Below are 12,178 nucleotides of genomic sequence, written 5' to 3'. Positions count from 1 at the left end.
ACCGAGGGCCGGCCGGACGTGCTGGCCGACGGGTCTCCACAGTTCCCGCAATGCGGCTTTTCCGCATAGGGATGCGTCACAGGTGTGCGCCGCCGGTGGCGTCGAGATGTTGGCCGGTGACCCAGCGGGCCTCGTCGGAAGCGAGGAAGGCCACCACGTCGGCGATGTCGGCGGGTTGGCCGACCCGGTTGAACGCGGAGAAGGAGCCCCAGAAAGCGAGTTGTTCAGGGTTGTCCCGCAGCCAGACGGCGTTGCTGTCCACGTCGACGATGCCGGGGACCACCGAGTTGACCGTGATGCCGCGTTCGCCGAGCTGCTTGGCGAGGGTGAAGGTGAGAGTGTGGATGGCGCCTTTGGTCAGCGAGTAGGTGATCATCGCCGGTGCGGCGATGCGGGTGACGCCGGAGGAGATGTTGATGACCCGGCCGCTGTTCCGCAACTGTTTCAGGGCCTGCTGAAGGATGAAGAACGGGGCTTTCACGTTCACGGCGACGATCTTGTCGAATTCGGCCTCGGTCGTGCGGGCCAGGTCGTTGGAGTTCGCGATGCCGGCGTTGTTGACCACAATGTCGACGCCCGGTTCGGCGCCGGATTCGGTGAGGCCGGCGTCGAAGGCGGACCACAGCGCCTGTGCGTCGCCGGGTACACCCAGTTCAGCGCGGACCGCGAACGCGAGGCCGCCGGCTCGGGTGATGGCGGTGACGGTGTCGTTCGCGGCTGCCTCGTTGGTGCCGTAGTGGACGGCGACGAGGGCGCCGTCCGCCGCGAGTCGTGTGGCGATTGCCCGACCGATGCCTCGGCTGCCGCCCGTGACCAGAGCGGTCTTGCCGTTGAGCAGTGCCATGATGCCCGCGTTACCTTTCTGTAGTAATCACTATGTATTGTCTGGGCATCAGGCTAGCGAGCGCTATAGAATGTGTCAATGGCCAATGATCGTCCCCGCCGGCGTGGCCGGCCCCGAGCCTTCGATCGGGACCAGGCCCTGTTGACGGCGCTGCACGAGTTCTGGCAGCGCGGCTTCGAGCCGGTGTCGGTGGCCGAACTCACCGCGGCCATGGGCATCACGCCACCCAGCCTCTACGCGGCGTTCGGCGACAAGAAGACTCTGTTCCGCGAGGTGGTCGAGCGCTATCAGCAGACTCACGGCGCGTTCTTCGCGACGGCACTCGCGGCGGAGAAGTCCGTGCGCGACGGTGTCGCCCGCGCGCTACGCGCCGCTGCGGTGGAGTACACCCGGCCCGAGCATCCACCCGGTTGCCTCGTCATCAGCGCGGCCGTCAACTGCACCGCAGCATCGGCTGACATCACCGAACTGCTGCGCGCCCAACGGACCGCCAACATCACCGCGCTGCGAAAGCGGATCGAGGCCGATGTCGCCGACGGCCGGCTGCCCGCCGGCACCGACGCCGGCCGTCTGGCCGTCCTCGTCGGCGTCATCCTGCAAGGCATGTCCCAGCACGCGCGCGACGGCGCCGGCACGGATGAGCTTCTCACCGTTGCCGAAGCCGCCATGCTCGCCTGGCCCGCGAAGATCGACGCGTAACCGTTGCTTACACGCCGCGCATGATCCGATATCCGCTCATCGGCAAAGGCGCGAGCCTGGCTACGTCCCGGAGGCCATGTAGGCGGCGAGGATGTAGTTGGGATGCCGGTCGAGGTTCTTGCGGGCTCGGTCGTAGCGCATGGTGGTACGCGGGTCGGCGTGACGAGCGGCGATCTGCACGTCGCGCAGGCTGACGCCGGCGTCGAGCATGGTGGTCACGAACGTGTGGCGCAGCATGTGGGGGTGCATCCTCGGCATCCGGATCCCCGCGATGTGGGCCAGGTGCTTGAGCCGACGAGTGGCGGCGTGTCGGTCCATTCGCCGACCTTGGGTGTTGCGCAGGAGTGGCCCGCTGGTGCGCTCATCGACGGCCCGGTCGATGGCTCGGGCGACTGCGGGTGGCAGCGGGACGAGCACGACCTTGCCGCCCTTGCCGCGTACCCGTAGGACCCGGTGGCCGTGTTCCTCTCCCAGGTCGGCGATGTTCGACCCGCAGGCTTCGAAGATTCGTAAGCCGAGCAGGCCCAAGAGGGCGACCAGGGCGAAGTCGTTCGGGTTGGCCGACAGCCGGGCGGCGATGATAAGGGCCTCGAACTGCAGGTGGCCCAGTCCCGAGTGTCGGTGACTCGGCCGGCACTGTGGGCCGGCGAACGTAATCGGCTGGCGAGTGCTCCAGGATCGCGTCGATAACACAGGCCCGATAGAACCCGACCACGACCGACAGCCGACGGGACACCGTCGAGGGCTGGTACCGGCGAACGTCTTGCAGCCAGCGCAGGTACCGCTCGATATCCACCCGAGCTGCGGAGAGCGGGTCAAGTTCGTGGTCGCTGCACCACCGGAGGAAGACCCGTAGGTCGGACTCGGTATGCACGCGGGTCTGCCCACGGTAGCGGCCCAAGAAGGCGGACACCGCGGCGCGCACGACAAGTTGGTTGGCAGGTACGACACTGGAAGCCGAAGCCGAAGCCGAAGCCGAAGCCGAAGCCGAAGCAGGAGAGGTAGCCATACATCACCGTGCGTCACCACCAACGATGAACGCCAGCCCTCCCGGAGCGGCATTTCCGGGCGTCGCGGGACAGCATGGGTAACACCGAGCGTGACGGCCCGCAGGCGCGCGAATAGCTCACCGAAGAGTTGCGGACTTCCGCGCAGCGGTCGCAGTTGTCGGCGCCGACAGTCGGCCCCAGTGGCCCGCACGGCGGGCGCAGGATCCGCCGACCGAAGCGGGGGTTACGGTGGATAATTAACAATCCGACGATGAGGCTGCAAATGATCAATGTCCAGGAGTTCGCGCGACGGCTGAGTACTCTCGGAGCTGATGCGTTCACCAGCGACGACGTCGTGGACCTGGCGACCGCGGCCGATGTTCGCATCAGCGCAGACGTCGAGATCGACGCCACCCTGGCGCAGCGCTTGCTCGACCAGATCTCGCCCACCCTGCCGGTCACCGGGGCCCAGATCGCGGCGTCGCAATGGCCGCCACCGAAGTCTTCCCGTCCTGCAGCGCCTTCGGTGTCGTTCTCCAGCCCTGGTGCCGTCGACGGACCGGCTGATCAGCCGACCCGACCCCGCAGTTCTGGGTCTGCGGGTAGCGGTCGGCGACCCGGCTCCCGACGAACTGGCAGGTGAAACTGCAGTCCCAGCTTTTTCAGCAACCGCCAGACTGCTCGCCGCAGCCCTCGACTACGACGCGAGCTGCGAACCCAACTCTCGCCGCCATCATCGGCTGAACTTCGTCCTCCTGTCCGGCTCCGTACGCCCGGGCAGTCGACGCACGATGATCCCGGTAAAGCATGCGGATCGGCGGCAGATGAGGATGCCGAGGGTCGTACCGTTCCGCCATGCCGACCGCCTGTATCGCCGTTGCCAGGACGGAACTCTGGGGACCCGGCTGAGGTGTCGAGCTCAGTTCGGTGGGCGTCGTTCACCGGCCGTCGAGTTGCTCGCGTACCAGAGCGGCGATGCGGGAGAGCGCGACGCCGAGGTGGCGTTGCTGTGCAGCGCTGAGTGGGTCGAACACCAGTTGCCTGACCCGCTCGACGTGAGCTGGGGCGCTGTCCTCGACCTTATGCAGTCCGGCGTCAGTCAGGGTCGCGAGGGTGTACCGACCGTTGTTTGGGTCAGGGAACCGGGTGACCCACCCCTGCTGCTCGAAACGGACCATCAGCTTGGACAGCCGTGGTTGCGTGCTGTCGCACTGCGCGGCCAGGTCGCTGAGCCGCATCGTGTGCGTCTCGGTCATGGACAGCCGAGCCATCACGCTGTACTCGAAGTTCGAGATTCCCTCGTCCCGCTGCAACTGGCGGTCCAGCAGCGTGGGCAGCGCGATGACCACGGTGCGCAAGTCCTGCCACAGCTTCTGCTGCTCGTCGTCGAGCCATTGGGGGGTGCCGGTCATACGCGCAGCTTACTTGACTGGGCAACCCTGGCAGCCGGATGCCTTTCGCTGCTCAGAGGCAGGCACTGACCTGGTCGGCCTCTGTGATGCCGCGCACCTTGACTTGCCTAGGCAAGTCAAGCACACTCGTTCACAGTTGCCCAGGCAAGTGTGGCGGCGGCGCGGCGTCCGGAGATTCCCCGATCGCCACGGATCCGACACCCCGAAACCATGAGGAGAGTGCAGTGAAGGCTATTCGCTACCACGAGTTCGGCAGCACCGATGTCCTGCGCCAGGAGGAGGTGGAGCGTCCGGTCCCCGGCGCCGGCCAAGTGCTGGTGAAGGTGGTGGCCACCTCGTTCAACCCCGTCGACGACCACATCCGGCTGGGTGTCCTCGCTGAGATGATCCCCACCCCGCTGCCGATCACCCCCGGCCTCGATGTCGCGGGCACCGTTGCCGAGCTCGGCGACGGAGTCAGCGGACTGCAGGTCGGCGACCCGATCATCGCCATGTTCCCGCTGCATGAGCACGGCGGAGCCGCCGAGTACGCGGTCGTGGCGGCCGACCTGGTGACCGCCGCGCCCCGCAGCATCCCTCTGACCGACGCCGCCGCACTACCCCTGACCGGGCTGGCCGCTCGCCAAGCAGCCGTCGAACTCGCCGGGATCAAGACCGGCCAGACCGTTCTCGTCAACGGGGCAGGCGGCGCGGTGGGAGGCATCGTGGTCCAGCTCGCCGCCGAAGCCGGCGCTAAGGTGACCGCCGTCGACGGCCCCCAGCATGCCGACCGCCTGAACGGCTACGGTGCGGAGAAGGTCGTCGACCCGCTGGACCTCGACGCAGGCCCGGCCCCTGTCGGTGGTCCCTTCGACGTGGTGGTGAACCACGTACGCCTGGCCCCCGAGGACCTCGCGAAGCTGACCCCCTACGTGGCCGACGGCGGCATCGTCGTCAGCTCTGCCGGCCCGGTGCCGGCCGACGACGCACGCTCGGTACGCACGGCCGGCGTGTGGGTCGGCCCCGACGCCTCCCACCTGGCCGACCTCGTCTCCCGCATCGACAGCGGCGTACTCGAGCTGCACATCGCCGACCGCCGGCCGCTGGAGGAACTGCCGACCATCCACCAGGATGCAAGCAACGGCAAGCTGCTCGGCAAAACAGTCATCGTCGTCTGACGCCACGCCGCGTCCACCATCGAAGCCCCTCTTCGGTGGTGGGCGCCGACGTATCCGGAGTAGTCCGGCCGGCTGGTCGGAGCCGCGGTCAACTCGGCGTCGTTTGTAGTCGTCAGGGGCGCGGTGCTCGCAGCCGCCCGGCGACCGACACTCCGTCTTTCCCGTTCGGAAGGCTGCCATCGGTGACTGCGCGAAAATCACGTCGCACTCAGCGCGCAGTCGACCGCGGAAGCGAATGTCGTTCGGCGCGAAGGGGAATGTGGTCTGGCCGGTCGAGGCAGGGATCGCATATGCACTCATCGACATGACCGGACGTTGCGGCACCGGGTATCCGGTCACGGTCCGTAGGGTCCGGACCGGCAGATCCGGATGTAGGCGGAGGTGCAAGCCGGCCACGGACTTTCGAGCTCGGGGCTCGTGATCGCGTCCGAACGGAGCAAAGGCGTAGGTCGTTTCCCGCGCAACACCGGCAGCGACATATGAATGACCGTCGCGACAGCCGTAGCCATCAGCTCCCACCGAGGTCCCCGATCAGATGCCGCCAAGATGCGTTGACGCGATGGAGAGGGCCTGCCCGCTGGAGCAACATTGCGCCGCCAGCGACAGTGCCGAGGCCGGTGCCGACGACGGCAACAGTCAAGACATGGCTGACGTTGCACGGAACTTCTGTGTGTCGCGACAGGGTCAGCAACCCTCCGACCACAGTAACCACACCTAATGCGATGGCGCCAACCCCCTGTGAGGTCGGTCCGTGGGTGGTTGCGCAGGCCCACCCCCGCCTGCCACCGACCCGGGCAAGCCGAGCGGGCCGCCGCCCAACCCGCCGGCGTCCGACCGTGCGTCACGGTGGTTTTGACGTGGCGGGCTGGGCGGCGGCCCGCTCCCCAGGAGGGCGGGTCGACAGACGGGATGGCAGTCGGGCCGCGTTCTAGTCGAGGAGCAGCGCCAACAACCCGGTCAATGCAGCGGTGAACGTCGACAGATGGCCAGGAGTTGCGTTCACGAGTAGGCCACTTCCACGGGCGGTTCGGCGAGCGTACGGTTCTACCGTGGCTCAAGACGTTGTTGCCCGCCCCGATGTGGAGCGCCTACCCGTGTCTGGTCGGGATGCGTTGTTTCGGTCGGCCACGGGTTTCGGCGTTTCCGTGGCAATAGTCTCCTTTGTTGCGCTGGTATGGCCCGACGCAGTCGAACTAGCGCTCTCCTCGATACTTATTTCCTCAGTCGGTTGGCTCCACGAGTCGAAGGACCATCGCCACAGAGTGGCTGCCGTGGTGTCCGGCGGGCTGTCGGCCGTCGTCGCGCTAGGCGCGGTCATACTGCTCGGCGGCGGGCCACCGGACTTCTCTCGTGATGTCGCTTGTGCTGCGCTGGGTGTACTGGCTGGCAGCCAGATCTATGCCGCCATTACCCGCCGTTAGTGACAAGGTGCAGGCCGTGCCCGCTGCGTGTCCGACAGGGCGGTCAACAAAGGTCAGCAGCGGGTTGCCCTGCCGCCTTCCCTGCCCCGTCAGCGGAGAATCATCCTTGTCACCAGCACAATTACGGTCGCCCACGTCGAGATCGACGCGCCGTCCAAACTGATCGTGCACAGCTGCGACGATCGCATCATGACCAGTCACGATGGCGAGCCCTGTCCCGAGTGCGGACACGCGCCCCAGGTGCACCCGAGGCCGGACGGTCGGGACCTCTCTATCTGTGCGACCTGCATCTACGAGGAGGACGAGGGGCTGCGCGATGTCGAGGCCATGTGTTCGAGGATCTTTCCGGCAATGCGGATGAGTGGCTAACCGGGTGACGACGGGCACGGCGGCGGTGGACAACCACGGACGCTGGCGGACCGCTCGGCCAGCTCAAACGAGTCGCCAGCGCAGCTCACAAGCCGGTGGTTGTTTCTTCCGGACGAAGGGGTCAAGCTCCGCCAGGAGCCGGTCGACGGAGCTTGACATCCATAGGAGCATCGGGGTGGCAACATCGCGCAGGGTTGCTGCCGCCAGCTAGAGCAGGGTGAGGGCGGCGTCGTACCCAGGGCTGTTCTCTGGTGGGCGGCACAGCGAGCACCGCCGGTGGCGTTGCCGCAACGCTGAGGACCAGGAACGCCACCGGATCTCGGCGGACAGCGTGTTCAGAGCTTACAAGTGAGGGGTCAAGACTCGGGCGGGCAGCTGGCTTCATGCTGGTCGATGAGGACCACCTCTGCGACGCAGAGGGTAAGCCGGCTCAGCACTTCATCTGCTGTTCGGCCACCGCTGACGGCCTTACGGCGAGCAGCGGGTATCCGACCGGAACCTCATCGCCCTCGCCAACGAAAACAGCCGCAACCGTTCCGGCGGCCGTGGCCGGGATTTCTGTATCGACTTTGTCGGTCGATACCTCCGCTGCCGCGTCACCAACCTGTACCGGCTCGCCCACGTGCTTCATGATCCGAATAACTGTTGCGGTCGTGATTCCCTCGCCCAATTGAGGCATCTCGACCGCCACTGTATCCCTGGGCAGATCTGGCCAAGCCGATGCGTCCACGGCGGCTCGCGCTAGGCGACGCCTGCGAGCATCAATTGCCAGGGCGATCACCGCCGCGAGGCCGACCAGTGGCGCGACGATGTTCCACACCTCGTGCAGCAACCTCATGCCGCAGATTATGGCTGGGGCCTCGCAACCGCTGACAGTTCAGCGAGGGTGCGCCTGCCCCTGCTTGTGGCCTCCGGGGTCGGGCCGATCGACGAGGACCAGGTCCAGGCCGTCAAACGCAATCTGGCAGCATCAGCGCTGGTCTGAGCCCATCGACCCCAGACCCTGATCGGTGTGCTCTTCCTCGTTCGTCGGGTTCCCGGTACTGGCTATTCCAGGGCATCGAGACCGGCATCTTCGTCGCCGTCGCCGCCCTGCTGCTCTACCTCGCCGTCCGCCGCATCCGCCGCGTCGCGTGACCGCGAAACCATCGAAGGGAGGCGCCATGCGCACACGCACCCACATCGCCGCGGCCGCACTGGCTGCCGGCGCGGCGGCTGCGTGGCGAACGGGACGAGGAGACGTTCCTGCGCGAGGGTGAGCGCATCGGGCCGTACCTGACGTGTCTGCGCGGCCGCCGGTTCGAGCAGGAGAACCGTGAGTGGTGCGAGCAGGTCGCGGTGCTGCTGCGCGCCCGGGCGGCGCTGTCGGACTGACCCTGCTGTCGGTGTCATCGGCGGGTCGGTCCCGGCTGGCCGACGAGAGCCGGCGGTCGGGCCGACCGGATCGGCCCGACCGCCGGCGTCAAGCAGTTTGGTCGGCCCGCTCAGCCGCCCGTCACGCAGAGACCGGTCAGCTGCAGGACGGGCTCGTCAGCCGCCAACCCGGTCCAGTGGCGTCCGTCGGACGAGCCGAGGAGCCGGTCGACGCGCTGCGCCCCCGGGCGGGCGACGATCCGTTGCACGCTCACGCGGCGTCCGGTGCCAGCGGCGGCGGCGGTCGCCACGGCGGCCTCAAGGGCGGTCGGGCAGATCGCGGCCGTCGGTGGAAACGGCATCGTCCACAGGTCGGCGGCCGTCCCGGCCGACAGGTCGGCCGAGTACCCGCCGTCGTGCCCGACCCGCCACCGCGGTCGGCTGATCGCCAGGCCGGACCAAAGCAGCCGAGGTCCACCGGAGCGGGGTGGAGCGTCAGCGGCTGGCGGGAAGGTCGCCGCCAGCGCCGAGGGCTCGGGCGGATCCTCGGCGTACCGCAGGGTGGCCGTGGCCGCCGGTTCGCCACCGTCGCCGAGCACCGCCACGGTCACCGTCCAGCCGTTCGGGGTGTCCGCGCCGACCGCGTGGTTGACGAAGCGGGTTCCCTCCTGCCGTAGCCGCAGCGCGTCGATCTGCACGGACACGTCGCTCAGTTCGACCAGGTGGCGGCGGGGCCAGCCCGGCGGGGCCACCCAGTCGGCCACCGAGCACATCTGCTCGATCAACACGCTGACCGGCAGGGCGGGGACACCGTCCACGGTGAACTCGCCGGCCAGACACGGTTGGTCCCCGGCGCGGTGGGTGACCGCGCTGCGGAGCTGGACGAACGGCTCGAACAGTTCGACCTCACCCAGGAAGTGGGCCAGCGAGTGCAGGCGTGGCAGGTCAGGGTGACCGGTGAACCGCCAGAACCCGCGCAACATCGAGGGGACCAGGGCGACCCCGATCCGACCGATGAACATCACCTCGCTGGTCGTACCCGCCCGCATCTCGTCGGTCCAGCGCCGGACGCCGTCGTCCGGCGCGATGGTGGAGACGTACCGCACAGCGTTGTCGTAGTTGGTGATCACCCCCAGCCGTTCCCAGGTCGGCCAGCACAGCGTCTGTGCCGGTAGGCCGTGGGTGCGGTGCGCCCAGAAGCCCAGCCGGGCGAGGGCTTCGTTACCCGCGGCGTAGTCGATCTGTCCGACCATGCCGCCCAGCCGCCCGGCGAGTGACCCGACGTTGCAGAACATCTTCAGCGTCGCGCGCCGGCGGTCGTCGGCGAGCACCTGGTTGACCAGGTTGGCGAAGCCGGTGACCTTGACGTCGACGGTGTCGACGACCTCTTCCGGCCGTTTCTCGGCCAGCCTTTTGGGCAGGTCGATGCCCGCGTTGTGGACGATCACCGTCGGCGCGCCGACGGTGTCGAACAGGGCCTCGACCTGGGCCTCGTCGGCGCAGTCGCACGCCTGGTAGGTGATCCGGAGACCGGCGTCCCGGGCGGCGGTGACATTGTGGTGCACCGCGCGCAGCTCCGCCTGTCGCCGCAGCACCTCGCGCACCTCGCGCAGTCGCGTCGCCGAGGTCGCCGCCGCGACCTCGGCGCGCCGGTATTCCTCGAAGGCGGCGTCGTCGAGGGCGAGCCAGGGCTCCTCGACGGACATGGCACTGCGTCCGGTGACCACCACGTGGCAACCGAACTCCCTGGCCAGATGCTCGGCGAGCGCGAAACCCACGCCCCGCGCGCCGCCGGAGATCAGGACCAGGTCGTCGACGCCGAGGTCGAGCCGGGGTTCGGGTACGTCCTGCCGGCGTGCCTCCAGCACGTAACGCTCGTCGCCGGCGTAGCCGACCTCGAACTGGTCCCACGAGCCGAGTTCGGCGTGCACCACGTCCGCGATGCGGACCGCTTCCGGCCGGTCGAGGTCCACCACCTTGATCGCCAGGTTGGGCAGCTCCCGGACCAGGCCCTTGGCGAGCCCCGCCCAGATGCCGCCCAACGGTTGTTCGATCGGAACGTCGTCGTACCCCATCTTGCCGCCCATGACGGTGACCACGAGGTACCAGCAGCCGTTGGCCAACGGCTGGGCCGCCCAGTCCGGATAGCGGTGCGCGAGCATCCGGACGCTGCGGTCCAGCGCGGAGCGCCAGTCGCCGTCACCGGGGGAGTACCGGGCGCCAGCCACGTTGAGGTCGACGATGCCGCCCCAGGCCGCCGGGGCCGGCTCGACACCGCGAGCGGCCACGTCGACTGCGAGACCCCGCGCCCGTAAGCGCGCGGCGACGCCCTCCGCCAGCGCCACGTCGTCTCCGACGACCAGCAGCGGTCCCACGTCGGCTACCCGGGCGGTGACCGGCCGAGCCGCCGGGACCGGTGTCCACACGAAGCGTTCGACGGGCCGGACGAACGATTCGGTGGTGAACGAGACCAGGTGCGGCCGGAGGGCGGGAGCACCCGGTGGGGACACCGTGGCAACGGTCACGACCGCTCCTCGAGGTACGCCGGCACTCCGCCGGTCGGGAACAGGGTGATGTACGTGCCCGGCCGGATGTCGTGACGCACCAGGCGGAGCCGGAACCGTTGACTGATCATCGCCACCGCGAGGACGCAGGTCGCCAGTGCCAGAGCCTTGCCGATACACATCCGTCGTCCGCCACCGAACGGGAGGTACGCGTACCGGTGTCGGCTCGTGGTGGCGGTGCGGAACCGGGCGGGGTCGAAGGCGTTCGGGTCGGTCCAGAGCTCGGCGGAGCGATGGGTGCCGTAAACGCTCATCAGGAGCGTGGTGCCGCCCGGCACGAACCGCCCCGCGACCGTGTCGTCGGCTATCGAGTCGCGGGGGAACTGCCACACCGGCGGGTAGAGCCGGAGCGCTTCGTCGACGGCGGCGGCGACGGCGGGCAGCCGGTCCACGTCGTCGATGGTCGGTGGGTTACCGGCCAGCACCCGGTCTACCTCTTCCTCGACCACCCGCCGCTCGCCGGGATGTCTGGCCAACTCGTACAGGGTCCAGATCATCGCCTGCCCGGTGGTGTCCGAGCCGGCCAGGAGCAGCGTCCGCAGACTGTCGGCGACGCCCTGGTCGGACAGGTCGGATCCGAGCAGTCGACCGGCGGGGTCGTCGCCGGTGTCACCGGTGCGTCCCCGTGACGTGACGGCGTCCCGCACGATCGCGTCGATCTTCTGATGGGCCCACCGGCGCTCCCGGTGGTATCGGGTCGGCAGCGCCTTGGGCAGCAGCTCGTTGATCCCGAAGACCGTCTTCGTGTACATCACCTTGGACGCGATCGCGGCGGCCTCGGAGTAGCCCGTCTCCGGCTTCGAGAGATCCCGACCGACCACGGCCGCGCCGATCACCCGGGCCGAGATGCTCATGACGTCGTCTGCGATGTCGACCGGTTCCCCTCGGTGGGCCAGCTCGGCCCAGCGGTCCAGCACGGCGCTGGTCGCGGTGATCGTTTCGACGGCGTCGTTGCGGGTCCGCTGCGGGGTGAACGCCGGTTGGACGACCCGTCGGTGCGTCTTCCACTCGGCGGTGTCGAGGGTGAGCAGGCCACGACCCATGTACGGGGCGAATCCCCGGTACAGCTTGCCCCGTACGTAGTTGTCGGGGTTGGTACGCAGCACCCGCTCGATGGCGTCGGGTTCGGTGACCTGGATGAACGGCACCGGCAGCTTGACGCCCACCATCGGGCCGTACCGCTGCTGGGTGTCGAGCGTGTACCCGAGCGGATCGCGGAAGTAGGGACCCGCGTCGCCGATGAGAGGCAGCCCCTTCGGGCCGTGCGGCACCGGGCACACGTTGCCCCGCTGCCCGCTGACCGGGCACGCCGCCGGCGGGCTGGTCGTATTCTCCGACTGCTGTTCGATGGACATTGGCCTGCTCCTGTC

The 12,178-nt window shown here is 68.4% G+C and carries 10 protein-coding genes and 2 pseudogenes; 4 read left to right on the top strand and 8 right to left on the bottom strand.

Annotated elements, in window-relative coordinates:
• Nucleotides 1-76: 76 nt before the first annotated feature.
• The gene (locus AB0O48_RS17415) at nt 77-844 is read right to left on the bottom strand and encodes an SDR family oxidoreductase (protein ID WP_365066648.1); all 768 of its coding nucleotides are present in this window, start codon (nt 842-844) and stop codon (nt 77-79) included.
• A 141-nt stretch (nt 845-985) separates the two neighbouring features.
• Here AB0O48_RS17415 and AB0O48_RS17410 point away from each other — a divergent pair, with 141 nt between their 5' ends.
• Complete coding sequence (locus AB0O48_RS17410) at nt 986-1,543, top strand: TetR/AcrR family transcriptional regulator (RefSeq protein ID WP_365066645.1); 558 nt, start codon at nt 986-988, stop codon at nt 1,541-1,543.
• A 60-nt stretch (nt 1,544-1,603) separates the two neighbouring features.
• Here AB0O48_RS17410 and AB0O48_RS17405 read toward each other — a convergent pair whose 3' ends face one another.
• Nucleotides 1,604-2,236 (bottom strand): tyrosine-type recombinase/integrase, encoded by a 633-nt coding sequence (locus AB0O48_RS17405; protein WP_365066643.1) that lies wholly within the window; start codon nt 2,234-2,236, stop codon nt 1,604-1,606.
• A gap of 13 nt (nt 2,237-2,249) precedes the next feature.
• A pseudogene (locus tag AB0O48_RS17400) lies at nt 2,250-2,552 on the bottom strand (hypothetical protein); the annotation flags it as partial.
• Nucleotides 2,553-2,803: 251 nt separating this feature from the next.
• Between AB0O48_RS17400 and AB0O48_RS17395 the strand changes: the two are divergent.
• Nucleotides 2,804-3,175: a hypothetical protein gene (locus tag AB0O48_RS17395; protein WP_131309512.1), complete on the top strand. Its 372-nt coding sequence runs from the start codon at nt 2,804-2,806 to the stop codon at nt 3,173-3,175.
• A gap of 295 nt (nt 3,176-3,470) precedes the next feature.
• On the opposite strand, the gene AB0O48_RS17390 is transcribed toward AB0O48_RS17395, so the two are convergent.
• On the bottom strand, nt 3,471-3,944 hold the full coding sequence (locus AB0O48_RS17390) for a MarR family transcriptional regulator (protein ID WP_357240610.1): 474 nt from the start codon (nt 3,942-3,944) through the stop codon (nt 3,471-3,473).
• A 224-nt stretch (nt 3,945-4,168) separates the two neighbouring features.
• Here AB0O48_RS17390 and AB0O48_RS17385 point away from each other — a divergent pair, with 224 nt between their 5' ends.
• Nucleotides 4,169-5,101 carry an NADP-dependent oxidoreductase gene (locus AB0O48_RS17385; RefSeq protein ID WP_365066638.1) on the top strand — a complete coding sequence of 311 codons (933 nt, stop codon included), beginning with the start codon at nt 4,169-4,171 and terminating at the stop codon, nt 5,099-5,101.
• Nucleotides 5,102-6,405: 1,304 nt separating this feature from the next.
• Here AB0O48_RS17385 and AB0O48_RS17380 read toward each other — a convergent pair.
• Both AB0O48_RS17380 and AB0O48_RS17375 read right to left on the bottom strand, forming a co-directional pair.
• Nucleotides 6,406-6,723 (bottom strand): hypothetical protein, encoded by a 318-nt coding sequence (locus tag AB0O48_RS17380; RefSeq protein WP_365066634.1) that lies wholly within the window; start codon nt 6,721-6,723, stop codon nt 6,406-6,408.
• Between the two features lie 598 nt (nt 6,724-7,321).
• The gene (locus tag AB0O48_RS17375; protein ID WP_357570502.1) at nt 7,322-7,729 is read right to left on the bottom strand and encodes a lipoyl domain-containing protein; all 408 of its coding nucleotides are present in this window, start codon (nt 7,727-7,729) and stop codon (nt 7,322-7,324) included.
• A gap of 371 nt (nt 7,730-8,100) precedes the next feature.
• On the opposite strand from AB0O48_RS17375, the pseudogene AB0O48_RS17370 reads away from it, so the two are divergent.
• Nucleotides 8,101-8,265: pseudogene (locus AB0O48_RS17370) on the top strand (PadR family transcriptional regulator); the annotation flags it as partial.
• A 110-nt stretch (nt 8,266-8,375) separates the two neighbouring features.
• On the opposite strand, the gene AB0O48_RS17365 reads toward AB0O48_RS17370, so the two are convergent.
• Nucleotides 8,376-10,769, bottom strand: a complete 2,394-nt coding sequence (locus tag AB0O48_RS17365; RefSeq protein WP_365066630.1) for an SDR family NAD(P)-dependent oxidoreductase — start codon at nt 10,767-10,769, stop codon at nt 8,376-8,378.
• Nucleotides 10,766-12,163, bottom strand: coding sequence for a cytochrome P450 (locus AB0O48_RS17360; RefSeq protein ID WP_357570501.1), 1,398 nt, complete (start codon nt 12,161-12,163; stop codon nt 10,766-10,768). The genes AB0O48_RS17365 and AB0O48_RS17360 overlap by 4 nt, the downstream gene beginning before the upstream one ends.
• Nucleotides 12,164-12,178: the final 15 nt, after the last annotated feature.

Origin of the sequence: Micromonospora sp. NPDC085948, assembly GCF_040686315.1 — a bacterium.
Taxonomy (GTDB): domain Bacteria; phylum Actinomycetota; class Actinomycetes; order Mycobacteriales; family Micromonosporaceae; genus Micromonospora.
The sequence above is the reverse complement of the archived record's forward strand: the minus strand, read 5'-3'. Positions and strand labels throughout refer to the sequence as shown.

Bases quoted from the DNA above. Each gene is read 5' to 3' on its own strand.
- AB0O48_RS17360 (WP_357570501.1), bottom strand. From the start codon at position 12,163: ATGTCCATCGAACAGCAGTCGGAGAATACGACCAGCCCGCCGGCGGCG.
- AB0O48_RS17375 (WP_357570502.1), bottom strand. From the start codon at position 7,729: ATGAGGTTGCTGCACGAGGTGTGGAACATCGTCGCGCCACTGGTCGGC.
- AB0O48_RS17390 (WP_357240610.1), bottom strand. From the start codon at position 3,944: ATGACCGGCACCCCCCAATGGCTCGACGACGAGCAGCAGAAGCTGTGG.
- AB0O48_RS17415 (WP_365066648.1), bottom strand. From the start codon at position 844: ATGGCACTGCTCAACGGCAAGACCGCTCTGGTCACGGGCGGCAGCCGA.
- AB0O48_RS17395 (WP_131309512.1), top strand. From the start codon at position 2,804: ATGAGGCTGCAAATGATCAATGTCCAGGAGTTCGCGCGACGGCTGAGT.